The 25,149-nt window shown below is 49.0% G+C and carries 18 protein-coding genes; 3 read left to right on the top strand and 15 right to left on the bottom strand.

Annotated elements, in window-relative coordinates; all coding sequences use genetic code 11:
• Positions 1 to 586 precede the first annotated feature (586 nt).
• The gene (locus RQP50_RS18535) at positions 587 to 1,654 is read left to right on the top strand and encodes an alpha/beta hydrolase (protein ID WP_072731055.1); all 1,068 of its coding nucleotides are present in this window, start codon (positions 587 to 589) and stop codon (positions 1,652 to 1,654) included.
• Between the two features lie 110 nt (positions 1,655 to 1,764).
• On the opposite strand, the gene RQP50_RS18530 is transcribed toward RQP50_RS18535, so the two are convergent.
• From RQP50_RS18530 to RQP50_RS18515, 4 genes are all read right to left on the bottom strand, one after another.
• Positions 1,765 to 3,507 (bottom strand): glycoside hydrolase family 35 protein, encoded by a 1,743-nt coding sequence (locus RQP50_RS18530; protein WP_315746318.1) that lies wholly within the window; start codon positions 3,505 to 3,507, stop codon positions 1,765 to 1,767.
• 187 nt (positions 3,508 to 3,694) lie between these two features.
• On the bottom strand, positions 3,695 to 4,969 hold the full coding sequence (locus tag RQP50_RS18525) for a methyl-accepting chemotaxis protein (protein WP_083189017.1): 1,275 nt from the start codon (positions 4,967 to 4,969) through the stop codon (positions 3,695 to 3,697).
• A gap of 35 nt (positions 4,970 to 5,004) precedes the next feature.
• Positions 5,005 to 5,421: a disulfide oxidoreductase gene (locus RQP50_RS18520; protein ID WP_072731054.1), complete on the bottom strand. Its 417-nt coding sequence runs from the start codon at positions 5,419 to 5,421 to the stop codon at positions 5,005 to 5,007.
• 78 nt (positions 5,422 to 5,499) lie between these two features.
• A complete protein-coding gene (locus tag RQP50_RS18515) occupies positions 5,500 to 6,300 on the bottom strand; it encodes a DsbA family protein (protein ID WP_315746317.1) in 801 nt (266 codons plus the stop codon).
• 248 nt (positions 6,301 to 6,548) lie between these two features.
• On the opposite strand from RQP50_RS18515, the gene RQP50_RS18510 reads away from it, so the two are divergent.
• Positions 6,549 to 7,337: a class I SAM-dependent methyltransferase gene (locus RQP50_RS18510; protein ID WP_072731053.1), complete on the top strand. Its 789-nt coding sequence runs from the start codon at positions 6,549 to 6,551 to the stop codon at positions 7,335 to 7,337.
• Positions 7,338 to 7,498: 161 nt separating this feature from the next.
• On the opposite strand, the gene RQP50_RS18505 is transcribed toward RQP50_RS18510, so the two are convergent.
• Positions 7,499 to 8,821, bottom strand: a complete 1,323-nt coding sequence (locus RQP50_RS18505) for a cell wall-binding repeat-containing protein (RefSeq protein WP_072731052.1) — start codon at positions 8,819 to 8,821, stop codon at positions 7,499 to 7,501.
• 205 nt (positions 8,822 to 9,026) lie between these two features.
• Here RQP50_RS18505 and RQP50_RS18500 point away from each other — a divergent pair, with 205 nt between their 5' ends.
• Positions 9,027 to 9,575, top strand: coding sequence for a GNAT family N-acetyltransferase (locus RQP50_RS18500; protein WP_072731051.1), 549 nt, complete (start codon positions 9,027 to 9,029; stop codon positions 9,573 to 9,575).
• A 125-nt stretch (positions 9,576 to 9,700) separates the two neighbouring features.
• Here RQP50_RS18500 and RQP50_RS18495 read toward each other — a convergent pair whose 3' ends face one another.
• The 10 genes from RQP50_RS18495 to RQP50_RS18450 form a co-directional block, all read right to left on the bottom strand.
• Positions 9,701 to 12,022: a heavy metal translocating P-type ATPase gene (locus tag RQP50_RS18495; RefSeq protein ID WP_315746315.1), complete on the bottom strand. Its 2,322-nt coding sequence runs from the start codon at positions 12,020 to 12,022 to the stop codon at positions 9,701 to 9,703.
• Positions 11,994 to 12,434 (bottom strand): ArsR/SmtB family transcription factor, encoded by a 441-nt coding sequence (locus tag RQP50_RS18490; protein WP_036592279.1) that lies wholly within the window; start codon positions 12,432 to 12,434, stop codon positions 11,994 to 11,996. Before RQP50_RS18490 ends, RQP50_RS18495 begins: the two co-directional genes overlap by 29 nt.
• Before the next feature lie 345 nt (positions 12,435 to 12,779).
• Complete coding sequence (locus RQP50_RS18485) at positions 12,780 to 13,718, bottom strand: PD-(D/E)XK nuclease family protein (protein WP_072731049.1); 939 nt, start codon at positions 13,716 to 13,718, stop codon at positions 12,780 to 12,782.
• Between the two features lie 273 nt (positions 13,719 to 13,991).
• On the bottom strand, positions 13,992 to 14,666 hold the full coding sequence (locus RQP50_RS18480; RefSeq protein WP_072731048.1) for an SOS response-associated peptidase: 675 nt from the start codon (positions 14,664 to 14,666) through the stop codon (positions 13,992 to 13,994).
• Between the two features lie 88 nt (positions 14,667 to 14,754).
• Complete coding sequence (locus RQP50_RS18475; protein WP_315746314.1) at positions 14,755 to 17,781, bottom strand: DEAD/DEAH box helicase; 3,027 nt, start codon at positions 17,779 to 17,781, stop codon at positions 14,755 to 14,757.
• Positions 17,778 to 19,406, bottom strand: a complete 1,629-nt coding sequence (locus RQP50_RS18470; RefSeq protein ID WP_072731046.1) for an SWIM zinc finger family protein — start codon at positions 19,404 to 19,406, stop codon at positions 17,778 to 17,780. The genes RQP50_RS18475 and RQP50_RS18470 overlap by 4 nt, the downstream gene beginning before the upstream one ends.
• Positions 19,407 to 19,652: 246 nt before the next feature.
• On the bottom strand, positions 19,653 to 20,708 hold the full coding sequence (locus RQP50_RS18465) for a PTS sugar transporter subunit IIC (RefSeq protein ID WP_315746312.1): 1,056 nt from the start codon (positions 20,706 to 20,708) through the stop codon (positions 19,653 to 19,655).
• 149 nt (positions 20,709 to 20,857) lie between these two features.
• Positions 20,858 to 22,177 (bottom strand): Ger(x)C family spore germination protein, encoded by a 1,320-nt coding sequence (locus tag RQP50_RS18460; protein ID WP_315746311.1) that lies wholly within the window; start codon positions 22,175 to 22,177, stop codon positions 20,858 to 20,860.
• Positions 22,161 to 23,276, bottom strand: coding sequence for a GerAB/ArcD/ProY family transporter (locus tag RQP50_RS18455; RefSeq protein ID WP_315746310.1), 1,116 nt, complete (start codon positions 23,274 to 23,276; stop codon positions 22,161 to 22,163). The genes RQP50_RS18460 and RQP50_RS18455 overlap by 17 nt, the downstream gene beginning before the upstream one ends.
• Positions 23,277 to 23,301: 25 nt before the next feature.
• On the bottom strand, positions 23,302 to 24,939 hold the full coding sequence (locus RQP50_RS18450) for a spore germination protein (RefSeq protein ID WP_072731043.1): 1,638 nt from the start codon (positions 24,937 to 24,939) through the stop codon (positions 23,302 to 23,304).
• Positions 24,940 to 25,149 lie beyond the last annotated feature (210 nt).

The raw sequence follows: 25,149 nt of genomic DNA, 5'->3' as shown, positions 1-25,149 counted from the left end.
AATTGTTCCAAATCCTTTCGCTCGTTGCATATGGCGTAGAACGTACTCAGTTCCCGCTCAGAACAAGGCAACACCCCGCAGAGGCGGGGCTTGTCTATGCAATCATTATAAACGTTTTTGACGAAATGTGACACAGGCTTGCAGCTAAATCAGCGGCATTTCTGTGTGTAATGTTCATGAAAGTACGAATAATCAGCTAGCAGTCATTTGTATTGCTGCATTGTTCAAGCTTTCTTATGTATATAATTCCACTTCGGAATGTTATTCGACCCTCGAGTTCGTTCTTTCTCTTACCCCGTTCCATTGTAACGGACAATGGCTCCGAAATCCAATCCATCCTGCTCTTGCAATTCATACCACTTCACATACAGGTTTATATGGTCATAGTCTATATTGATAAGCCCATTACCCGTTCAGCCATGACACGAATCTTTCCTCAGCTATTTGGTCAATGCTTCAGTACTGGAAGCATTACTTGAGACGGTTGCTTGGAGTCCGGTTAAATCGACATCAATCTGCACATCCTAATCCGTATCCGCGGACAACATGCTTGACTAATGTATACGTGATTGGAGGTCTGACAGCAATGCTGACACCGATTGCATTTGGCATTATTATCTTTTTGTTACTGTCTGCTTGGCTCATTCCCCATTATGCTGTTCACTATATGACGCGCTCCAAATGTTCCACCTACGAGCGCTGTCTGGAGATGCTTGAACAGCAAGGGGTCTTTACTCGTGAACAATTTGAAGCTTGCCGCAAAGAAGAAGTCACTATCCGAAGCCATGATGGCATTAAGCTGCACGGCTATTATATGGAGAAATTTCCGAATTCACGCCGGATTGCGCTAATTGTTCACGGCTATACAGGAGCTCTTCCTTGGTCAGCTCAATTTATGGATATGTTCACCGAGCAAGGCTTTAATGTACTACTTATTGATCAGCGCAGGCATGGTCAGAGTGAAGGCAAGTACACAACCTTTGGCTACAAAGAAAAATACGATGTGCAAATGTGGGTGGACTGGATTGTTGAACGGAAGGGGAAGGATTGCATCATTGGATTGCATGGTCAATCGCTTGGTGGGGGAACCGTGCTCGAATACGCAGCAATCCGCAGGCCACAGGTGCAATTCATTGTGGCTGACTGCCCCTACTCCGATTTGACACAGCTCATTCATTATCAAGTAACGAAGCTGAATCAAATGCCTGCATGGCCTACTATGGCACTCATTAATCGATTGCTTCTGCGAAAGGCTGGATTCCGCATGGAGCAAGTAAGCCCATTACGAATTATGAAGACGTGCCCCCTCCCCGTCTTATTCATTCATGGCAAGGAGGATCGTTTCGTGCCGACATGGATGAGTGAGCAACTGCATGAAGCGAAGCATGATACATCTTCATTGATCCTCATTGAGGGAGCCGGGCATGGTACCGCTTATTCCGTTGATCAAGAACGCTACCGGCAAGGAGTAACAACGTTCATACAGACAACCGTTGGATCTCCAAATCATGAAGAAGTGGCAGAACCATTGTCCGATGCCGTTCAAGATACAGTCGAAGTGGTAGAAGAACCTAGTTCCGTACTGGAACCCGGAATCGATCTTATCCCTGATCTCATTCCTGCTGAAGCCGACAACATGCTTCCGGTCATTTGATTAACTTTGATCGACTTAGGCATAATTAACCTTGTTGTGAAGCAAAATAAGTGAGCAGCCCTTCTCGGAAGAAGAAAGGCTGCTCTATTTCCGACAATCTACATATGGCATTATAAGGACGGAACCGCTTCAAAAGTAAGCTTGTCCCCCGGTGTGTGCAGCTCAAATACGACAATTTGGTTTTCTCCTTGGCGGAGTATCGGTGCTGGAACATAGAGTGTCTGCTGCGGACCAACTTCCCAGTAACGTCCAAGATTGAAGCCATTTACGAACACTACACCCTTCTTCCAGCCATCCAAGCGAAGAAATGTATCCTGCGGCTGCTCTTGAATCGATAGCGTAGCCTCGTAGAATGCCGGCTGCTCTCCCTCCAACCCAGAATCAGCTGTTCTGAATTGCAAGCCATTCAGATTCTCCAACTCCAAACTGCGCACTTCCCAATGGAACAGAAATTGCCCATTCAATCGAACGCCATGCGTAATCCCTTTGCGATCATACAGCTCTGATCCATAGTTGACACGCCCCATATTTTCTACAAAAATATCAAGCCGCGCTCCACCCTCTGGAATCGTCACCACCAGCTTCTGGGGATCCCAGCGCTCCACTATGCCGATTAGCTTCTGATCCAAGAATACATGAGCACGATCGTGAACATCCTGAATCGTAAGCGTGCATTCTGTGCGTGGACCAGACACTTGAGTGGAGTACAAGATAAAGCCATGATTCTGATCATACATTTCCATTGGCTCCGGGCATATACTCATCTTCACATCCGTCATAGACGCAAGCGTATCGAACAGCTTCACAGCTCGGTTCACCGGAACTTCACCATACGCTCTCTTCGGCGTATTCTCAGGCAGGTCACCTTCAGGCAGGGATACATATTTACCGATTACTTCTCGGAATAACCGATACTTCGGTGTAATATCTCCTGCTTCACTAATCGCACTATCATAGTCATAGCTGGTTACCGTTGGCTCGAAGCGTCCCCCGTGATTAGCTCCACTGCCAAATCCGAAGTTCGTACCCCCGTGCAGCATATAGAAGTTCACCGATGCGCCCATTCCCAGCATCTCATCCAGCACCTGCGCTGCATCTTCTGCGCTGCGCGTATGATGCTCTTCGAACCAGTGATCGAACCAACCGTTCCAATACTCCATACACATAAGCGGCGCATCTGACTGATACTGTTTCAGCTTGTCAAACGCATCCTTCGGTCTCGAACCAAAGTTGACGGTCGCGAGCACGCCATCGGCCATCCCACCCTGCAGCATATCATCACTAGGACCATCTGAAGTGAATAATAGGACATCGATGCCACGTTCTACCAACATGCCGCGCAAAGCTTGCAAGTAAGCCTGATCATTGCCATAGCTGCCGTACTCGTTTTCAATTTGCACGGCAATAATTGGCCCCCCTGCTGTCGCAAGCAACGGCTTCAATTGCGGGAGAAGGGCATCATAGTATGCGGATACCTTCTCTAGGAATCTAGGATCACTGCAGCGCAGCCGCATATCTTCCTTCAGCAGCCAAGCCGGCAGCCCCCCGAACTCCCATTCCGCACATATGTAAGGGCTTGGGCGCACAATAACGTACAGACCTTCGCGCTCTGCAATGCGGACAAACTCCGCAATGTCGGCCATGCCTTTGAAGTTGAACTGACCTTCTCGCGGCTCATGCACGTTCCAAGCAATATATGTCTCTACGCAGTTGCAGCCCATCGCTTTCACCTTGCGAAGCCGATCTGTCCAGTATTCAGGCACAATGCGGAAATAATGAGCAGCACCAGAAATAAGCAGTGTAGGCTTGCCTTGAAGCATAAATTGCTGACCTTCATATGAAAGCGTTGTCAATATTTGTTCTCCTCCTGCCTTATACCGTTTATTGTGAAGCACTTATATCTCCATCATATCAATTTCGCCGCAAATGAACATGTATTTTACATACCAGTTTATGAACAAATGTCACAAGAAAAGACTTGCATCCATTTGGCTGATGCAAGTCTACGTTCAATTGACATTAATTAGGCGATTTCCTATTTTAATTCTTAAATGCCGATGTCTGCGCCTGCAAACGAGTCGCTTGATCTCGTAGCACATCAGAGGAGGCAGCCATTTCTTCCATGACAGCTGTCTGTTCTTGTGTCGCACTCGCTACCTGACGAGTGCCTTCCGCCATCTCATTGACAATGGAAGCCATCCTCCGTGTCTGCTCCAGCGTAGTTGCGAAGCGCTCTGTCTGCTGCTCTACTTCACTTGCAATATCATGAACGGCCTTCGAAGCCTGCTTCGTTACATGTGCGATAGCACTCAGGGCATTTGCAGCTTCATCCTTCTTCGCCGCTTCAACACTTACGATGTCGACTTGCTTCGTAATCAAGCGAACAGCCTGCTCCACCTGAGACTGCATCAGAACGATGCGGTCATTAATATTATTCACCGCAGAAGCACTCTGCTCCGCCAGCTTCCGAACTTGGGATGCGATGACGGCAAATCCAGCACCATGCTCTCCTGCTCTAGCCGCTTCAATCGAAGCATTCAGGGCAAGCAAATGCGTCTGATCAGCAATTTCTCGCACCGTAGTCGAAATATCTCCAATCTGTTCCGCCTGCTCGCTGAGCCGCTGTACCGTGTCTATCGAGGCCTGTCCAGATTCAGCCGCCATCAGCATGCCATCAATGATCGACTTCAACATCTCCTCACTGTCTGCAAGCGTTCCAAGCATATCTTGAGTCATACGCTCCGTCTCTTCCGCTCTTTCCTGAACGGCAGCAGCTGAGGCGTGAATCTGTTCCACCGATTCAGCTGCTGAGGCAGTCCACATCGCCTGCTGCTCCGCTCCACGATTCATCTCGTCAGCCGCGCAGGAGATTTGTTCGATCTGGTGAGCGGCTTGAGTCATGGCACCGCTTAATGTTGAAGTATTTTGCGTCGTAATATCAACACTGCTTTTAATTTCCGTAATCATATGCTGCAAATTGCGTACCATTTGGCCAAAAGAAGCAATCAGAACATTGACCTCATCATGGAAATGGTACGACGGTAGGCTCACATTCAACTTTCCCTGCGCCGCCTCGTCTGCCGCCTTCGTCAATTGAATAATCGGCTTCACAATGAGGCGTGCTGCAAGCCAACCTAGCAAGCAGGTCCAGAATATGCCGAGCATGAAGATGATGCCGTCATACAACAGTTCATTCATTCCCGGTGCTAAGTACGGCTTCAGCACGAAGATGAAAAATCCGCTTGTCGCATAGGTAACGCCCGACACCACCAGCATGCCAACTACCATTTTCATTTGCAATCCGAATTTCATCATTTCCTTCTCCCCCACCTCGTCGACAACCCTACGCCTTATTCCTCTGGCTCGTTTTTGCGTGCGATGATCAGCAGAATCGTGATGAGTAGAAATGCGATAAACGCCAACAACGGAATTGTAATCCAGCCTTCCATATAATCGTAATTACACGGAACCCCAGAGCGGCAAGGAGTTAAGCTTGCCATCCCCGGTACCTTCTGCAACAAATAATGATAGGTTGATACTGACCCGCCGATAATCGATAGCGGGAGTGTATACCGAACGATACTGCGGTCATTGCGGTATGCGGCAATCCCCAGCACAAGGACGAGCGGATACATAAATATCCGCTGAACCCAACACAATTTGCACGGTTCCCACAACAATATTTCACTCATATACAAGCTTCCACAAGTTGCAATCAGGGAGATGATCCAAGCAACATATAATGCATAACGCCGGATTACAGACATATATCATTACCTCCTGATTTAAAAGAATAACACTATTAACGAACGAATCACTTACCGCTTGTATACTCGTTGTAGATGCTATTTCGCTTCATTTAATACGTTCTCGATGAACGCTTTCAATTCACTGTAGCTGTCCCATTGACCTGTAAACTCTTTGCCATTCACATACACAGATGGCGTACCTGATACCTTCGCAAGATCCTTTAACTTCAAATCCTGCGCGATAGCGTCTTTGTGCGCCTGCTTCTCAATTGCATCTTCCAACTTCGCTACATCGATGTCTGACGACACCTGCTTGGCTAGGTCTACGAGCAATGGGGTTGTCACCCAATTGTCTTGCTCTTTGCCCTGCGCATGATAAATTGCCTCATGATAAGGCCAGAATGCTTCCGGCTTCTGACGGAACACTTCCTCTGCTGCATTCGCCGCTAAATAAGAGTTGCCGATGAACGGGTAATTGATGAAGGTGAACTGCACTTTCCCCGTATCGATAAAGTCCTTCTTCAACTGCGGGAACACCGTTGTTTCCCAGTCCTTACATGCAGGGCATTTATAATCACCGAATTCGACAATTGACACCTTCGCCTCTGTAGAACCAAGTGTCGGCTGTCCAGTCAGATCGAACTGAACGGCGGGTCTGTTCAAGACCTCATCCTGCTTGATCTGCTCCCCTTGCTTGTTCAATACAAATATAAGTCCGAGCAGAACCACAATGGCCACAGGAATCATGAACATGAAGATGCGGTCATTGCGCTTTTTATTGCTGCGTGAAGCTGACGTTGGCCGGGATTGTCCAGCAGTGGATGCTGAAGTTGAAGGTCTAGTCTGACCAGGCTGCTTCGCACGTTTGGATTTTGAAGATTTACCCAATCTATTCACCTCTTCTAACTTTTTTTCACCTTCCTTAAATGTAATGGAAAGCTGTCCATTTTTCCATTTCTTTTGTGCAAAATGAAAGATTATTTATCAAAGATTGCCATCACTTTGCAACAACCTAGCCTTTCAATAATTAATAACTATAAAGTTTATAGATATTATATATTTCACCTATATACATCCCATCTGTCATACTAATTGCAGTGGATCAATCGATCCTATCGAAGGTAACAAAAGAGGAGGCGTTGCTAATGTCAACCGATCATCATTGGAATCCTGTACTGTATGACAGCAAGCTTCAATTTGTATCGCAGTATGGCACAGATGTAGTAGGATGGCTCTCGCCACAGCCAGGAGAGAGAATTCTTGATGTGGGATGCGGGACGGGCGATTTGGCAGCTAACATGGCAGAGGCAGGGGCAAGAGTAGTCGGAATCGACCAATCCGTCAACATGATTGAGCAGGCACGTAACAAATATCCCTCCCTCACCTTCATCCCCATGGATATCACCGCCGAATGCCCCGGACATTACGCAGGATCATTTGATGCCGCATTATCGAACGCCGCCCTCCACTGGGTAAAGAAGCCTGAAGCAGCCGCACGCCATATCTACACCGCTCTACGTCCTGGCGGGCGCTTCGTCGCAGAGCTTGGAGGCAAAGGGAATGTGGAAGTTATTGTTGGAGCCATCGAGGAGGTTCTAGAGCAACACTTCAGTATCGATCCGAAGCCGCTTCATCCCTGGTATTATCCGACTATTGGCGAATACAGCACTGTTCTTGAGCAGGCCGGATTTCAAGTCACCTCTGCGATTCACTTCGAACGCCCCACGTTATTGACTGACGGTGAGAACGGTCTGCTCCATTGGCTGCATGCCTTCACGCATGATTTTACTTCATCCTTATCTTCAGCGGATATTCCACGATTTATGGAACTGGTTCAAGCGAAATGCCGACCTACTCTGTATCATAACGGTGTGTGGACTGGCGATTATAAGCGGCTCCGAATTGTAGCTAGTAAGCCGTCTCAACCAACTTGAAATCACCCAGCATGTTACACCTGAGGGCAAGATAACAACCTCCTTGAATAGCATGTCAACGTGTACCTGCACGTTATCCAGTTAACGTTCCGTATGTAACAAGCTTCCTTCCGAAACAATCAGCTTCGGGGAAGGAAGCTTACATGCTGCGTTATTCTGAATCACGAACTGTGATGATGCGTAGATCCGTGTCCTGCCCCGCTCCTCGCTTGAATTTCGAGCAAAGCATCCAGCTCACTTTGAATTCGTGGGACAACGGACATTTCCGCTCCTGTTAACCAGGCTGCATTATATGGCCCTTCTACTGGACTATGCTCGTAATAGGGTCTGATCGACTGCACATAGTCATACACCGCCATTGGCACCTGATCCCGCTGTACCCAGAGCAGCGGGGCATGTTTGCCCAGATGCGCAAGAGGGGCTTGTGCGATCGCCAGCCACTCATTTCCTTCCTTCACGAAGGAGAAATTGTGGCCTGGTGTGGTTATTCCCCACCCGAACCCTGTTTTCTTGTCCTTATACTGCGCAAAGGCAATCGCCTGCTCAACTGGCGTCGCAGCAGCAATCCGCTCTACCCTTCCGAACACCGCAAGTTCATCGGTCACTTCCCGTGGAATAATGTTCTCCGAGCCAAGAATATACATAACCGCCTTCTTGCGGCGCTTGGCAAGCGCATCAGCCGTAGCCTGTGGAATTCCCTGCTTATTCACATACAAGACAGGCTCCTGCATATGTGCAATCCAATTGACCGCAGGCAGTGCATAAGCCGGTTCATCTGAGGAGACGATTATTACCGACATCGGCCGCTCCTTGCTCACTCTAGCATAATACTCATCAATCGCTGCTGCCACTTCTGCCGGCTTATCCCCAGCAATAACATCCATCTTGAATCCGAGCTTCTTGACTTCATTTATAACTGCCCCATCTACCTTGCCTACAACGATAACTTGAACCCCTCTATTATCAGGAGCTCCCTTAGGCTTCAAGCGCAGCAATTCTGCTCGTGTCTCTTCTGGCAATCGATCTGTCTTGATATAGAGAAGAGGGCCATTGTTCGGGAAATGAATCAAATCAGCCGCAGCCATCGCAGTCGCCCACTGCTCATCAGGCACGAGCACGACACCATTCGGTCGCTGCTCATCGATGTGCCCAGGCCATACTGTACGAGATATGGTGACAGCTGCCTTCACATGATCATCGGTATTGATTCGGGTCATATTTTTCGTTGCGATCCAAGGGGAATGCACTGCCTGTTCACTAACCAATGGCTCTCCAGCATAAAACGCTGCTTCCCCCGAGGAGACGGTCATCGTAGATCCACATCCTGCTAGCAGCAAGCATGAGAATAGTACTCCCCAGCATATCGCTCGCATGACATATTTTCGATTTCCCATGCTCCCATTCTGCGCAGCCATCACAGCATCCCTATTCTGTCTTGTATCCCTGTTATTCATCTGCCGTGCTGGCATCCATGCCTCATTCATGAACATATACCTCCAGTTGCTCCATCCATATCTTGTAAGGATGCCCGACTGATCCCATTCTTACTCTAGAAATGCTTCTGCTTCCGTGTTCCGGATCAGCAGTGCAAAAATCGAGGTGGATGCGATACAATAGCTTCAATATAATTACCGCCTTAGCACGAATAACTATTATGGACATAGGGCGTAAAAATGGAGGGGGATTGTTGTGAATGAAGGATTGATTCAAAATCAGTCATTGCCTAACGGGCTCCGCGTTGTTCGCGCACTTCCAGCTGACACGGAGGACGTAATGGCGCTGCTGCATAATACTGCACGATGGCTTCACGAACAAGGCTCTACGCAATGGAATCCATTGCTTGAGGGACAAGACTCTCACCAGACTGCAAACGCAATTCTGAACGGCGATGTCTTCCTGTTTAAACAGGAAGAGCAGCTTGCTGGTATGGTGATGCTGTTAACAACGCCAAGTCCTTGGGATCGTATGCTGTGGGGGAATGATTCATTGGAGGATGCTGTATATGTGCACCGACTGGCTGTGAACCGCCATTATGCGGGTCAAGGGATCGGACGTGACATATTGGCCTGGGTCGAGAGCGGTATTGATTTCCCAGACAAGCACAACATCCGGCTCGACTGCCTTGCTGGTGTTGCCGCACTGGAATCATTCTATCGAGGGGCAGGCTTTGTGTACCAAGGAAGAACCGACAACAACTATCTTCTATTTGAGAAAAATTTCGCCTCACGCGCATCCTGAAGCTTGTAAGAGAGAACCTCAATTACAAAAACCGCCTGCCCCTCCGAAAATGGAGAAGACAGGCGGTATATGCGGTTTCTGGTGATTACTTTTTCCCAATAGAGACAATCTCTTACGTTCTCACGTTATTCCTCATGATCTCGTCCAAGGAGTACCGTCATACCGAGCAAGGTAACAACAATGGTTGCTCCCATATCAGAAAGGATGGCAATCCAAAGTGTCAGCCAACCTGGAATCGTAAGCAGCAGGGCAATGATCTTCAGTCCCAGCGCAAGTCCGATATTCCAGCGTACGATACGGTTGACCTTATGCGAGATTCGAATGGCGCTTGGCAGCTTGCCAAGATGATCTTGCATCAGGACGATATCTGCCGTCTCAACGGCACTGTCCGTTCCTTTGCCCATCGCAATACCTAGACTAGCCGAAGCAAGTGCAGGTGCATCGTTAATGCCGTCACCCACCATGGCGACCGGATACTTCTTGCCAAGCTCCTTAATCTTGTCGACCTTCTGTTGTGGCAACAATTGCGCATACCAGTCTGTCACGCCTACGTTCTTCGCTACTTGCTCCGCAGATTGAGCGTGGTCGCCAGTCAGCATGACCGTATGCTTCACCCCAGCTGCGTGCAGTGCTGCTATCGTCCGTTTACTCTCTTCACGAATCTCATCGGCCAATCCGAACACACCCAGCGGCTCACCATCTTGTTCAGACACAACCACTACCAAGGTTAATCCACGTGATTTCATCTGCTCTGCAGCCTCTCGCGCCTGCTGTACGCGATCAGCAGAACCGCCTTGCAGCTTATCAATGACGCGTTCGCTGCCTACCCAGTATACAGCACCGTTGATTTCAGCCCGTATGCCTTCTCCCGGTATGGTCTCACTATGCGTAGGTTCTTCGAAGGAAGTGTTTCCCTTGGCCTCCAGATGACGCATAACAGCTTTCGCAAGTGGATGAAGAGAAGCCTGTTCAATAGAACCAGCTACGCGGTAGAAGCGTTCTTCATCATAAATTGCCTCATCTTGTACAGCAGGTTCTCCCTTCGTCAACGTACCCGTCTTGTCAAAAGCCAGTGCTTCAATCTTGCCGAGCTGCTCCAAATGGACGCCGCCCTTGATCAGAATTCCGTTGCGAGCGTTGCGTGTAATTCCGCTGACGATTGCAATTGGCGATGAAAGAATAAGTGCACATGGACATCCGACGATAAGAACAGCAAGCCCTTGATAGAACCATTTATACCACTCTCCACCCATAAGAAGAGGAGGCACAAGCATTACTAGTGCTGCAATAATCATGATAATTGGCGTATAGATACGAGCGAATCGATCGATGAACAACTCTGTTGGCGTCTTCGTATCCTGAGCTTCCTGCACAAGATGCAGAATCTTCGCCAATGAGGAATCTTCATAGGCTTTATCAATACGAACCTTCAAAATGCCGTCCGTGTTCACACTGCCCCCGAACACAACATCGTTAGCCGCTTTGGCTACCGGCAGCGATTCACCAGTGATGGCTGCTTCGTTTACAGCACTGTTCCCCTCAACGACCGTACCGTCTGAAGGAATTTTCTCACCCGGCCGAACGAGTACAATGTCTCCTGCAACGAGCTGTTCAATCGGAATGGTAATACTTTGCCCCTCGCGGAGTACAGTTGCCTGCTTCGGAGCTACCGCCAGCAGAGCTTCCATTGACTGGCGAGCACGCTCCATGCCGTAGCCTTCCAGCATCTCATTCAATCCGAACAAGATGGCAACGAGTGTTGCTTCCTTCCATTCTCCGATAACAACTGCCCCGGTAAGCGCCACGGTCATTAAAGTGTCCATATTGAAGCGCAGCCGCAGCAGATTGCGAAGTCCCTTCATGAAGGTGCCATATCCACTAAGCAGCATCGCGAGCAGATACATGCCTATCAGCACGCCGCTTGGCAGCGAGCTATCTAAAATAAATGTTGCAACATAGAGCAAGCCTGAGATGCCCAGCAGCAACTTCATTCGATTCATATCCCCATGACTGTGATCGTGTCCATGACCCTCGGCTCCGTGGTCATGCCCATGGTCATGTTGATGCGCCTTGCCACCTGAGTGGCTATGGGAATGACTGTGCGAATGTCCTGCATGGCTATGCCCCTCGTGGGAATGCTCATGGTCATGACCGTCACAAGCGCATTGTATGTGACCTTGGACTGGAGCACTTGCAGCGCTTGCGGCAGCTCCTCCGCCTGATTCGACCAGCTTGGCGCCATCTGTACGCAATATCCGTTTTACGGCAGCCACATCAATGTCCTTGCTCATCTTGAGTGTACCGCTGTTATAGCTTAATGTGGCATCCTCGCCATGCTTCAACCGGCGAATCTCGCCTTCCATTTCCCTAGCGCAGTTGCCGCACGACAATCCCTGCACCCGATATGCAATTCGTTCATCAGCCTTTTCTGTGCTCCGCGTCGTCATGACAATGCTCCTCTCTCAAGTGTTCTAGTGTCATTCGAACGAGCAACCGAATATGATGGTCACTCAAGGTGTAAAACACATTTTTACCATCCTTGCGTGATTTCGCGATGCCTAGATTCTTCATCACTCGCAAGTGATGTGAAGTTGTCGCAATCGATTGGCCTGTCAATATCGCCATGTCGCATACGCACAACTCTTCCCCTTCATCCAGCAAGCATGCCATTTTCATCCGTGTCGGATCAGATAACGCCTTGAACATTTGAGCCATGCCCTGTACCTCGTTGTCTTCAACCCGACCCTTTAAAGCATTAATTTTAACAGCGTCATAACATACAATTTCACATACATCTTCTTTATCGAGCGTATGCGATTGAATGTTCTCCAGATCTTCCGTTGAACGTTGTGCAACCATTGCATTCACCTCATTACCTATATTGTTGTTAATTTCCTTGAAGATTAAGCACGTTAATTCCGAATGATTGCATTGAAGGTGCTTTATCTGCTTAATCGTAATCATTACAATAATCAAACGAATGTTTGAATGTTTCTGTAGTTGTAGTATACACAGTTCCATTCATAAATTCAAACGATTATTTTAATGTTCTGCCAAAATACGCTCCTACCTAGCCTCAACCCTCTCACAGACTGCCCCAATTCGTATTCGTCAGTAGCAAACAGGTCCGTCTTCCACAAAAAATGCAAAGACGCTTCCAAAACCACTATACTGGTGGAGATGGAAGCGTCTATATTCATATGGCTACGATACGGCCTCATTTCGGTTCCCGTATTCGCATATCTCCAAGAAAGGGCAACGACAACAACGTCTAGTCTCTTCGGTCGGCTCGAATGCTTCAATCGAGAACGGCTGATTGCGGAGCGGCTCCTCCAAGTAGTCACGCATGAGCAGCATGCTATCTATGACGTGGCGCTCTAACTCTTCCATCTCTTCCTCATGTACATGATCTTCTACACAGCTGCCGCTGAGTAGATACTCTGTACGAATATCAAGCTTCTCATAGGGAACCCCGTACACCCGGTGCACATATAATCCATACAGGCGCAGCTGCGTCTTATTGCGCTCATCCTCCTGCCCCGTCTTCCAATCTACAATAATGTACTGATCATCCTGACGGAACATGACATCCAGCTTCACATATACTTTCGTATCTGCTAACAATATTGTATTTAAGCGTTCCAGTTCCATAAGCTGGACACCCGAATCTTCTCTAAAATGCTGCACACTGAGACTGTTCAGAAAACGGTCGGCCAGTATCGGGATCCGAGCCTTAATCGTTTCAATGGTACGGGCTGGCAGTTGTTTGCCATAGTACATTTCATGCAGCATTGTGCGCTGCTTCGGAAGTTCTCTCCATGCCTCCACGTCAAGCGAGTCCGTATACGCCTGATTCAACAAGTTTCGTACTCGCCGAACGATGTCCTCAGCGTCCATCACCCGACTGGATTGGTTCATCTGCATCAATGCAGCCTCTGCCATCTTATGCATCGCATCTCCGAATACAAGATGCAGGTTGGTCATTTGCTTCAGCTGATAGGCCTGCCTTGCCAATGGCTGCGCATCTCGAAACCATCCATTGTGCGAGGCATAATAATGATAGAAATACTTGCGTCTGCACTCTTCGAACAGCACATGACGCGACGGCGACCATGACCATTCCGGGTAAGGCTTACGCTGCATGGAAATCTCCCCTCTCCCCAATTCACTCACCGAACTTCAGTTGTAAAAGCTATTATAGCATGCTCACCATACATAAAAGGGAGAAGTTATCCTATACCTGCTGTATCTCTATGTCAAGCTGCAACCACTTGACCATAAGTGCAGTACAGCAAAACAGCCTCGACCCGATTGTTCGAGTCAAGGCTGCACAAAGAGCATTGTTCCTTGTTGTTTCTTGCGATATGGTTCATCTGCATCCTGAACCGTCAGCAGACACCCTATTTCCCCCTGCTGTCAGGCCTTAACTCGGCCAAGCCTTACATCCAATTCCTGAATGCAGTCCAAATGATCATATTGCTCATTCTCAATCAGCGAAGTTACCGGGTATAGTCTCATCCGTTCCGAAGCATAGGGCCTCAGTTGTCTGGCAAGCGCCTCAATCTCAATCGAGACTGGGCGAAGCCACGCATCGGCCTCCTCTGGATCCAATATAGCTGGCATACGTGTCTCGAATTCCGCAATTAGCTCATTGGAACGCGCCATTAGCAGCGTACAAGTCTGCTGCACTCTCCCTTGTGCGTCGCGCCATACTTCGTACAATCCTGCTACGCCGAAGATCCCTTGCTTGCGAAGCACCACATGAACGGGGTAACTCTTTTTGCCTTCCTGCCGCCAATAATAGAGCCCGCTGCACGGAATGATGCACCGCTGTCGCTCTGTCAGCTTCCAGTATGCTGAATTCGTATGAATGGAATAAATATCAGCATTCAGTGAATCCTTGCCCCAGAAGGGTACCATCCCCCACCGGTATTCATCCAACACACGTCTACCCTCAAGCTCCCTAATAGCCGGCACCGTCTGCGTCGGACTAATGTTGAAGCGCCGTTGATAGGGGTAGAGCACCTGCTCAATGCCAAATGCCCGTTCAATCTCTGATAGATCAGCGGAAATCGAAAGTCTCCTGCACATGTCCATCATCCTCCTCATGGACATTATTGTCTGTATAATTAGAAAAATTATGCAAACAACTCCGCGCAAAGGAATGAGGACAAATTCCTTACTCCATGACATGCCGCCTTAAGGCGAACAACTCTCTCAATTCGGTTGGGGACAGCTCTGTAATCCACTTCTCTCCACCGCCAATTACCTGCTCATTCAAAGTTTGCTTCTGCTCAATCATATCGTCAATTCGCTCTTCCAACGTGCCGAGTGCAATCAACTTATACACCTGCACATTCCGCGTCTGCCCAATACGGTATGCCCGGTCGGAAGCCTGATTCTCCACCGCTGGGTTCCACCAGCGGTCGTAATGGAACACATGATTGGCAGCTGTCAAATTCAGTCCCGTTCCACCAGCCTTTAGCGACAGAATGAAGATGCGTGGACGTTCTTCTGCTGGAAGTGACTCGTCCTGGAAGCGCTGAACCATGCGATCCCGCTCTGCCTTCGGCACGCTGCCATGCAGAAACGGAACGGTCTCCTTCATGTTTCGCTCCAGCACCTCTTGCAGCAGCTTGCCCGTCTCGGCATACTGTGTGAAGATGAGACTCCGCTCTCCCGTCGACTGCAGCTCATCCAGCATCTCTAGCAGGCGTGTCAGCTTGCCTGAACGAGCGGAATCCCGTCCAGATACTCGGTCTCGCAGCACAAGTGATGGATGATTGCATACCTGCTTCAGCTTCGTCAACGCAGTGAGCACTCTGCCCCTTCGTTCCATTGGATCGAGTCGATCCAGATCATCGAACAGTGTCTGCAGCGTCTGCTCATACACCGAAGCTTGCTCCGCGGTCAGAGGAACGTAGACCTTCGATTCATTCTTATCCGGCAAGTCAAGCTGAATCTCAGGATCCCGCTTCAGCCTGCGCAGCAGAAATGGCTGCACAAGCCGCTGCACAAGCTTCGTCCACTCTGCATCTCGACCACGTTCAATCGGATTCACGTACGTTCTTCGGAATTGTGCCAACGTGCCCAAATATCCTGGATTTACGAAATCAAAGATCGACCACAGCTCCGTCAAATGATTCTCCATTGGCGTACCGGTCAAGGCAATCCGGTGTTTCGCGCGCAGCTTCCGAATGGCCGCAGACTGCTTCGCATAAGGGTTCTTAATGTTTTGCGCCTCATCCAAGCATAAAGAGTTCCACATGATTGGCCATAGTAGCTCACGATCCATCAAGGCCAACGTGTATGTTGTGATGACCACATCAGCCATGCGAATCTCCTCTGCAAATTGCTCATCCCGGATTCGGTCAGCACCATAATGCAAATACACTCGAACATCCGGCGCAAATCGTTCCAACTCTCTCTGCCAGTTCCCAATGAGCGAGGTTGGACATATCAATAGAGAAGCTCCCGACGCCGGTTCTATTTCCTTTACTCTCAGAACATAGGCTATCCATTGTATCGTCTTGCCAAGCCCCATATCATCCGCAAGACAGGCGCCAAGGCCGAATTGACGAAGGAACATTAGCCAAGAGTATCCATCAGCCTGATACTTCCGCAGTGTTCCCTGCAATCCTACCGGCAACTCACTAGGTGGGATCGATTCATGATGCTGAAGCATGCCTAGCCAATGCTGCAACTGCTCATTCAGTTCCAGTTCAAGCTGTAGGCTATTGTCACGCTCAACATCTTCATCCAGCAGCCCTTCCTCCAGACGCTTCCGTTCCATGGCCATATGATGCTCAAGCACCTCGCCGAATGTCATCCCACCGCCATCGACTTGCTTCATCAAGCGGCGAATTTCCTTCACGTCATCCGGATTCAATTGAATCCATTGGCCATGGAGTTGAACAAGCCTGCGATCTTGTTCGATGAGCTGACGGAATTCCGCTTCACTTAAGTTCACGTCACCTACCGCGAGTCTCCAATCGAACTGAATCATCTGATTCAATCCCATCGCAGAAGCGGAGAAGGAACCTGCGGAAGAAGGGACCCTCGCCTTTAGCCGAGTTCTCATCTGTCGCACACGCTGCCACCAAGCAGGCACAATGACCCGGAACCCAGCCTCTGCTAGCTGAAGGCTTCCCTCAGCTAAGAAGCGCCATGCATCCTCTTCGCTAAGCTTCGTCTTCAATCGGAGAGAACGGTTCTCTGTGTCCTCTTGATCTTCTTGCTTTGTTTTCAAACCTGTTTCTGTCTCATGCATACTGGTGCGTTCCGGCTGCTCCAATAGAAGCTTCCGGCTAACCCCGGAATCCTCAAGCCAAGGGGCGATTTGCAGCACCTTTCCGATATCTCGAATCAGCCTCTCTTGGAGGAATGGCTTCCATTCTTCCGGGAAATCTCCTGCAGCTGCCTTCACTTGGCTCCTGATCTCGCCATCAATCCTATACTCGCTCAATACGCATCCAATTAGAGCATTCGGATCCATCTTGTCCTGCAGCAAGATGCGAAGCGCCCAAGGCATCCGCTCCTGTTCTGGCTCATCAATACGAAGCACAACACGGAAGGGTGTCTCATCTCGGGTCCAGCCTATCATTTCGAGCCAATCTTGCTCCCCCGTCCACTGCGATGATTGCAGGGGAATGCGCAGCTCCTCCAGTTCCGGGCGTGCACGCAGAGCGGCAGCGCGCAATGAGTCTCGCTCCTGATTATCCGTTAGCAGTTCTGTCATCAACACATCGAACCAATGGACAAGCTCGGGATGCTCGATCTGTTGCGCTTGGTGAAGCAATTCGCGCTGCTGCTTCTGCTCGGATTCGCTTAACAGCAGTTCCCAGCCGAATGTACCCGCTTTCCATTTGTCGTAAGACGGCTCATATCGCCCCTCTTGCAGCAGAGCCATATACAGCTTAGCCGTCTCACTTAGAATGCGGAAGCTGTCTCCTGATTTCAACTCTGTCCAACCTACGTGCGGCGTCATCGCTATCACCTCCAGCATTTCAGCCGCGGTAACAACAATCCCTTCAATACGCCCCTCTCCCTCTACAGGGAGCATCGTACCGTAGAAGGAAGGAGCATGCCAACCGAACAACAGATGCTTCAGTGTTCGCACGTCCCGCCTCATTCCACTATGAAATACCAGGAATGTACCGTCGCTTCGTCTCAAGCATTCCACGTTCCAAGGCGATTGTTCGATCATGTCAGCAGTGCCCCTCCTCTCAACTCTTCTTGAAATGCTCTTAACCGAGAATACCGTTCCAGCAAGTTATCCATGTACCGCTCCCACGTCGAAAGAGAGCCCTTGCGTTCATACATCGAACGCAGCTCATGCAGCAAGGTAACCGCTATCCTGTATTGATCGCGATTGCGTTCCTCAATATGCCGTTCAATGGCCTGATGATATAACGGCAGCAACATGTCTGGCGCCGCGGCAGCGACTTGCCTCCATTCAGCCGTATCTGCCTCCCCCGGCGATATGCGGCGTGCGATCTGAATATCAGCCCAATCACGATATCTTCCCTGCTCTAGGAGGAAAGAAGACAGATACGGGTATATACCAGGCAGCAGTGCCAGCAACAGCGAATCAAGTTCTTGATGCATACCTACGTGTGCATCATAAGCCTGTTTCCACAACATCCAATACCGTTCCAAATGCTCTCGTTGGCGGGATTGGCTGACCATCGGAGCCAGCGCCTTCAACCACATCAGCAGCTTCTCGTGATCTCCACTGTGCATTCGATCGTTAGCATACTGTACAAAGCGCTCAGGTTCATTATAGAAAGTAAGCGAATGCACATGAGCGATTGCATCCTCGTCACAGCCAAGCAACGATTCAATATGGATAAGCGCGACCCGAATTGAATCACGCAGGCGGGGACGAAGCTCGGATAACGGCTTCAACCTCTCCTTAAGCCGTGTACGCTCAAGCTGCAGCTCTTCGGGATCGTTCAATACCCCCGACCACACGAGTGCAAAGGCAGCTAGTCTATCTACAGGGGACTCCTCTTCAGATAGCGCCACCTGCTCTGCCACGACACCTAAGTGGCGAAGATGCTCCTTAAAGGCCTTTGGTAACTTTGAGCCTGCGAAGCGGCGGCTTAATTCTGTAAGCTCCTCCATACAAGGACGAACAGCATCATCCGCGGATATATCGCGAGAATGGTAGCCTCGTGCAGCTTGCGCATAGCGCTCAGCCAATTGCTGAATCAAGAACAACTGCACATGCATGCGCAGCAGCGTCCGCACCGGCTCAGCCATCGCTTCGCTGTCACGATACAACTGCTCCTTAACCCACTTGGTAATATCCACGACAGAGGATTGGAAGTCTGTAAACGGCCGTGCGTATTTTCTATGAAATAAGAGATGCCAGTCCTTGGCGGAAGCATCTGCTGATAAGGTCATCTGACTCGCTCTAACGCGGCGTTCCCGTTCGGCCTTCTGTTTTTCACGCTTGCGAGCAGCCGTACGTTGTCTCTCAAGCTCAATGAAGGCTTGACGGAAATCAGACAGGTACAGTTCAGGCTTCTTCCCTGCTGCCTCGCATAATTGAAAGAACAGCGCCGCCCTATGCTTGCACTCATTCCCAGTTCGGCAAGTGCAAGTACTCGCCTCGACACGTTTCATATGGAGGCTCACATGATAGCGTTCCGTCTCATGCACTTCAGCCCTGATTACCCGAGCTTTTCCCGCGTCCTCATGAACATGGGATACTGCATTCTTGCGGTAATAGCGCCATCCCTGCTCCAGCGTCGCGTACGAATAGTGCTCCTTCATTTGACCGGCTAAGCGGTTGATGTCGTCCACAGATACGTCCGGTTGCTGCAACGTCAATACCCTCCATTACTGCGGCAATGCTCTTCCAAGACCTGTCCGATCGCAAGCATCCGCGAAATTCTGTATCCTTTCAGTTTACACAAAAAAACGGGAATATAGAAGAAAAAGAGCGTCTCCCATGTGGAAACACTCTCAATCGCTCAGATCCGCAAGCTCCGCCCTCGCCTGATTAACGTATATGCATGCCTTGTAGATTGGGGATATGCCCAGATTATCATGATCCTTCTTCTGCCCGATTTATATTGCTGATTCACTGGTTGAATCAGCCTGAATAGGATGTGTGCCACGAACCTCAGCCACCGTACGAATCGGATAATGGCGGAATAGAATCGAGCCAAGGAATCCTGCTCCAGCTCCGGCTAATGCACATAACACGGCCGTAATCGTAACCATAACTGGATCATTGAAACCGTACATCACCATAAGTCCCGCAATCGGTGTTGCAGTCCCTGTCGCATCATTGACCAGCCCGAAAAGCGCCACGACCACCCCAGCGGCTGCCCCCCCAATGAAGTTCGTGACATACACAGGGATTGGGTTCGCTGAGATTAGATCAGCTTGTGTCAGAGGTTCAATAGCGACTGCAAGTGTTGTACGACGATCACCGAACTTCATGCGGTGGAAGAACACGAAGTTCATAAATGATGACCCCATTACGGACAAGGCTCCGATTGCCATCGGCAATCCTGTTAAGCCGAGCATAGCCGTTAAGGCCATCGAGCTAAGTGGTGCAGTCGCAACAACTGTTATCACACCGCCCAAAATGATGCCCATAATAATCGGATTATCGGTAGCCGTAGCCGAAATAATGCTGCCAATGTTGAGCAGCGTTGCATCTACGATAGGACTTACGAACTTCGCCAAATAACGCACCAGTGGCGCTGCGACCACAATACAGGCGATAAGATCAAGTCCTGCCGGCACCTTCCGTTCGAATGCCTTAACCAGGAACGAGACGACGTATCCCGCAATGAAGCCAGGAAGCAGCCCCTGTCCGCCACACGCAACACCCAGCATAAGCGCATACACAGGCGACACTCCCATTGCCAGTGACACTAGTGCAGCAGCAGCCACGCCTCCCATGCCACCAGCTGTCACCCCTACCTCTCTTAAAAATTCCAGCTGCAGCATATCACCGCCAACATAGCGTTGAAACGCTTCAACCAAGAAGCTGGCAACTGCAGCGTTCGCTAAGGCTCCCATCGCCTTCATTCCGTTAGGCGCTTTGAAGCTAAACAAACTAAATAAAGATAGGACAAGCAGCAGCAAGGCTGTTCCTTGAATGATTTGCATCTTCTCTCCCCCAATGCACGTGCTGCGGCAAATCATGTGTGTAAACATGTATTTTGAATCCGAAAGACTATATGTTCATTCATTGTAACAATTGGAGAGCAGGATTTTCACTGTATATAATACCCAACCTACGAATCGATAGAACCCGACTAACCCTCCTGCCCTACTACTTGCCGCGCTCTCATATTCGTCGTTCCATATTCTCTAATCGTTACTTGGACATCATAACGTATCGGTGTCGTCGCGAACGTTTCATCCCATGTCTTCTTCTCTTTCTCCCACAGGCGAGGATATGCGATGCGCAGCTTATCGCTAAACCCTAGCACGTCTGCGTGGTATTTCTTTTGCAGCTTATCCAGCAATTTGGTCACCAGTTCTTTAATCTGCTTCTCAGCATCTTCTTCCAAGCGACGAATAAACTTATTGTCAAAGTCATTGCCATCGCTAATCATCTGCTCGCCTAACCGACCGTCCGACTTTACTTTTACATCGAAAGAAATGCGGCCATTTTCAACATGCGGTGTAATTTGACTTTTCACGTTGGTAATTTCATATACGGATACTTGGTTGGTGATGATGTCCTTACTTTTTACTACACCGCCCTTGCTACCGCCCAGAACCCAGTTCACCGCTTCCATATCCTCTTCGTCAAGATAGCCAAGCTGCTTGCCTGTACTGCCTGATATAATGGAAGCTCCCGACAGCTTCAGCTCCCCTTTGGCCGTGACGACATTCTGTATCAAGAAACTGGTCATCAAATTCAACTTCTCCAGCAAGTTGGTGAGAGACAAGGGCTTCAATAAACGATTCGTTCGATAGTGATTATCAGATATCCCTAACAAGCGAAAGGCTGGAACGTCTCCCGTGAGATTTACATCTAATACCTCTTTCCCTGTTCCCCGGCTAATATAAACCAAGCAGCTAGGACGAAATTCCTGCTCCCGCATAAAGAAGTCCAGTACATCTCGCAAATTCAGTTGCTGCGCCAAGTCAGAACCCATGACAAGCGCTTTGTAGTGCTGTCCGAATATTGGATTCGTTTCCTTCAAGGAAGTCTCTCTTGAAATCTGATATAAAGAATCCCCAGACAGGGACACATTTCGATATTTTTTCTTGCTTCCTGATGCATCTTGCCCTGAAGACTGCTCTGGCTTCGCCATTTGATACGTTAATGTAATCCTCTGATTACGCGGATAATCTGCACCTTTTTTCTCAAATTCTTGCTCCTCTGACGCTATGTGGCCAATGTCCAACGCTGCAGCTACTGTAATGTTCAAATCTTCTATTTCTCTTCGGCTCCAGCACCCACTGAGCAGCAGGATGCTAAGCGAGATGACCGCAATGCGCATGGCTGTCAGCTTGCATCTCCTTGACTTATCCTCCCGCAAATACCAACCTGATTGTGCAGCATCTAAGACAACATTGCAGCAACGATTGGATACGTTCTGACACTTATTGTTCCTTCTCATCGCTTGCCATTCTCCTTCTCAACTTCACAATCATTAACAAAATAATAGGTAATATCCCGAACATCACCATGGCTGCGTCACCTATTCGATCTCCCATAGAGAAGAGATCATTAATATTTCTGGGAGACATGGAGGCAATATAGATAACCGGAATAAGCAAGTACAGCATCGGACGAATATTCTTATTTGTCATTCGTGCCATGCCAAGCGCAGCCGCATAATGTGTAATCGCATATGTAGTAAAAATCTGAATTACCCAGATGACCAGCAGCAACGATTCATATCGTTCAAATAAGATCCCCGGATATTCGAAGCTGCGGAACAGCGTGATCGTAGGCCAGGTGCGGCTGACAACACCAGCAATGGATAAAGATCCAACTGTCATCACTACAGTAACCACGTAAAAAAGCATCGGAATGAGAATGCCAATTACAACTGCACGAACAGCCTTCTTCGGTGTTGACATATATGCCTGCAGTACGAGCAATATTTCAAAGCCGGAGAAAGAAAGTCCTGTCGTCTTCACACCATTCAATACAGGGCCTATCCCTTGTCCTAGCACTGGCCTTAAATTATTTACGTCAAATATTTTAAAACTTAGCAGAGCCAATCCCGTAATAATCAGAACCGTCAGCGGAAATACAATTTCGAAGAAGCGAGCAATTGCGGATACCCCACCGACCATGATATATATGCCCACCCACAGGAAGGAGATAATCACCACCCAGCGTGGAGTACCTTCAAGCAAATACAAGTTCATTACTTCCGACATGGCTCGCACCATATTACCGGATGTCGCGATGAAATAAATAATGATCGACACATTCAGCACGATCCCTAGCCATTTCCCTACTATAAGCTGACTGTATTCATAAAATGTCTTACCTGGAAATTGTTGACTGAGCTTCGCTACAATAATGCCTGCTATCATAGCAACAAGGCCGCCGAGAATGACGCTCAGCCATATATCTGGTGTCTTCACCTTCTCCGCTGCTGCTCGGGGGAGCGTTAGAATCCCCACTCCCAGTATATAATTGGCTACAAATACAGCCGCTTGCTGTGTCGTAATTTTTTCACTCGATCCAATTGGTTGACTCATGGTTCTCTACAGCTCCTTCTATCTGCTACTCCTTACGGGTCGGATTACGTGTGTCCAGCATCTTGGGACGCTTCTTCATCAGCCTTAGCGGGGCACGCAAAATGAAGTCTTTCCAATCTGACAAACGGTAAGGCACAGCAGGGCTCATATATGGCACACCGAAGCTCTTCAGCTTAACGAGATGACTGCATAGCACTAAGAAGAACAGAACAACACCATACAAGCCAAGGATCGATGCAAAAAATATCGCGATGAACCGCAAAATGCGCAAAGAAATACCTGCACTGTATTGCGGAATAGCGAAGGAGGATATCGCCGTTACTGCAACAACGATAACCGTGAATGGACTGACGATACCCGCTCTAACCGCGGCATCTCCGATAACGAGTCCGCCCACAATACCGACCGTCTGCCCAATCGGCTTCGGCAGGCGAAGACCCGCTTCGCGCAAGATCTCCAGCGCCACCTCCATAATGAGTACCTCGATGATTGCAGGGAACGGAACGCCAACACGGGTGCCTGCAATGGACAATGCCAGCTTCGTTGGGATCAGACCTTGATGGAATGAGATCAAGGAAATATACAAGGAAGGGCCAAAATTTGATACAAATGCCGCAAAATACCGCAGACAACGAACTAGCGTCCCCGCCATCCATCGTTCATAATAATCCTCCGGCGATTGAAGCAGCATGGTGAACGTCGCCGGTGCAAGCGCAGCATACGGGCTTCCCTCAAGAAAAATCGCCACCCGTCCTTCCATCAAGGCACAAAAGGTTCGATCCAACCGTTCCGTGCTTTGCAGCTGCGGAAAAGGAGATAAGTAATTATCCTCAATCAGCTGTTCGATATAGCTTGAATCCGGAACATCATCGATATCGATCTTGCTAATGCGATCCAGCACATCGGTAACGAGCTGCTTATCCGCTATATCCTCGATGTATGCGAGAACCATCTCACGTTGTACCCGGGTTCCGACACGGCGATGAATGAAAGTGAGCTTCTTGTTCTCACCTTGCTGCCTGAGCAGCGTCATATTGTCAACGAGGCATTCATTGAAGCCAAGCCTTGGTCCGCGTACGAGCACCTCAGATGGCGGCTCGTCCACGCCGCGCACCTTCACCTTCCTCGTATTGAACATAATGGCTCCGATATGCCCTTCAATGAACAAAGCCGTATCGCCCTTCAACACATCGTACGTACAGTCATTAACAATTCGATTCTCCTTCATCGATCCGACAGGGAGGATATGCTCGATCAAATATTCCTTCGTATACATATAATCAGGAGAAGCAACTGCTTCCCCCTCAGATGGTGGCCGAAGCTCGCCCATCAAGGATTTCAGCAGGTGCTTATCAATGAAGTCCCGATCCGAAATCCCTCCAACGAACACAAGCGCTGCACGCTGTGTCGTATAGCCAAGCTGGAACAATCGTATGTTCACATCCTCCATCTGGCCGATATCTTCCTTGACCTTATTGAGATCCTCCTCAAAATGGCCTACAAACCCCTCGTAAGCCGTCTCGGCTTTCCGATTCCCCTGATCATTTTCATCCTTCATCGTGATAGACATAATCTTCGATAATACAAAAGGAACAATGCCTGCAATCGCCGCTTGCGCGAACGCTTGCCAGCTTGGTATATAAGGCGCAATCGCCTGCCACATTTTTCATCACCTTCCCGTAATATGCCCCGCTCTTTCCTGAGTATGCATTTCGTGGAATATGATGAGGCCTACCATGGCAAAACAGGTATTTTGACATTGGCAGCCTATTCACGCAAAACAGTACGAACTATGTTGTTTGCAGCATCAAACATAAATCAGGTTTAGTTCTAAGTAGAAAAACTATATTTTAGAACTTATTATTTATATAAT

This window comes from Paenibacillus suaedae (assembly GCF_032337355.1).
Taxonomy (GTDB): domain Bacteria; phylum Bacillota; class Bacilli; order Paenibacillales; family Paenibacillaceae; genus Paenibacillus_B; species Paenibacillus_B suaedae.
The sequence above is the reverse complement of the archived record's forward strand: the minus strand, read 5'-3'. Positions and strand labels throughout refer to the sequence as shown.

Coding starts and splice junctions, on each gene's coding strand:
- RQP50_RS18535 (WP_072731055.1), top strand. CDS start 587: ATGCTGACACCGATTGCATTTGGCATTATTATCTTTTTGTTACTGTCT.
- RQP50_RS18490 (WP_036592279.1), bottom strand. CDS start 12,434: ATGGTTGCACAACGTTCAACGGAAGATCTGGAGAACATTCAATCGCAT.
- RQP50_RS18485 (WP_072731049.1), bottom strand. CDS start 13,718: ATGCAGCGTAAGCCTTACCCGGAATGGTCATGGTCGCCGTCGCGTCAT.
- RQP50_RS18525 (WP_083189017.1), bottom strand. CDS start 4,969: ATGATGAAATTCGGATTGCAAATGAAAATGGTAGTTGGCATGCTGGTG.
- RQP50_RS18450 (WP_072731043.1), bottom strand. CDS start 24,939: ATGTGGCAGGCGATTGCGCCTTATATACCAAGCTGGCAAGCGTTCGCG.
- RQP50_RS18455 (WP_315746310.1), bottom strand. CDS start 23,276: ATGAGTCAACCAATTGGATCGAGTGAAAAAATTACGACACAGCAAGCG.
- RQP50_RS18460 (WP_315746311.1), bottom strand. CDS start 22,177: ATGAGAAGGAACAATAAGTGTCAGAACGTATCCAATCGTTGCTGCAAT.
- RQP50_RS18520 (WP_072731054.1), bottom strand. CDS start 5,421: ATGTCTGTAATCCGGCGTTATGCATTATATGTTGCTTGGATCATCTCC.
- RQP50_RS18480 (WP_072731048.1), bottom strand. CDS start 14,666: ATGTGCAGGAGACTTTCGATTTCCGCTGATCTATCAGAGATTGAACGG.
- RQP50_RS18465 (WP_315746312.1), bottom strand. CDS start 20,708: ATGCAAATCATTCAAGGAACAGCCTTGCTGCTGCTTGTCCTATCTTTA.
- RQP50_RS18475 (WP_315746314.1), bottom strand. CDS start 17,781: ATGATCGAACAATCGCCTTGGAACGTGGAATGCTTGAGACGAAGCGAC.
- RQP50_RS18495 (WP_315746315.1), bottom strand. CDS start 12,022: ATGACGACGCGGAGCACAGAAAAGGCTGATGAACGAATTGCATATCGG.
- RQP50_RS18505 (WP_072731052.1), bottom strand. CDS start 8,821: ATGAATGAGGCATGGATGCCAGCACGGCAGATGAATAACAGGGATACA.
- RQP50_RS18510 (WP_072731053.1), top strand. CDS start 6,549: ATGTCAACCGATCATCATTGGAATCCTGTACTGTATGACAGCAAGCTT.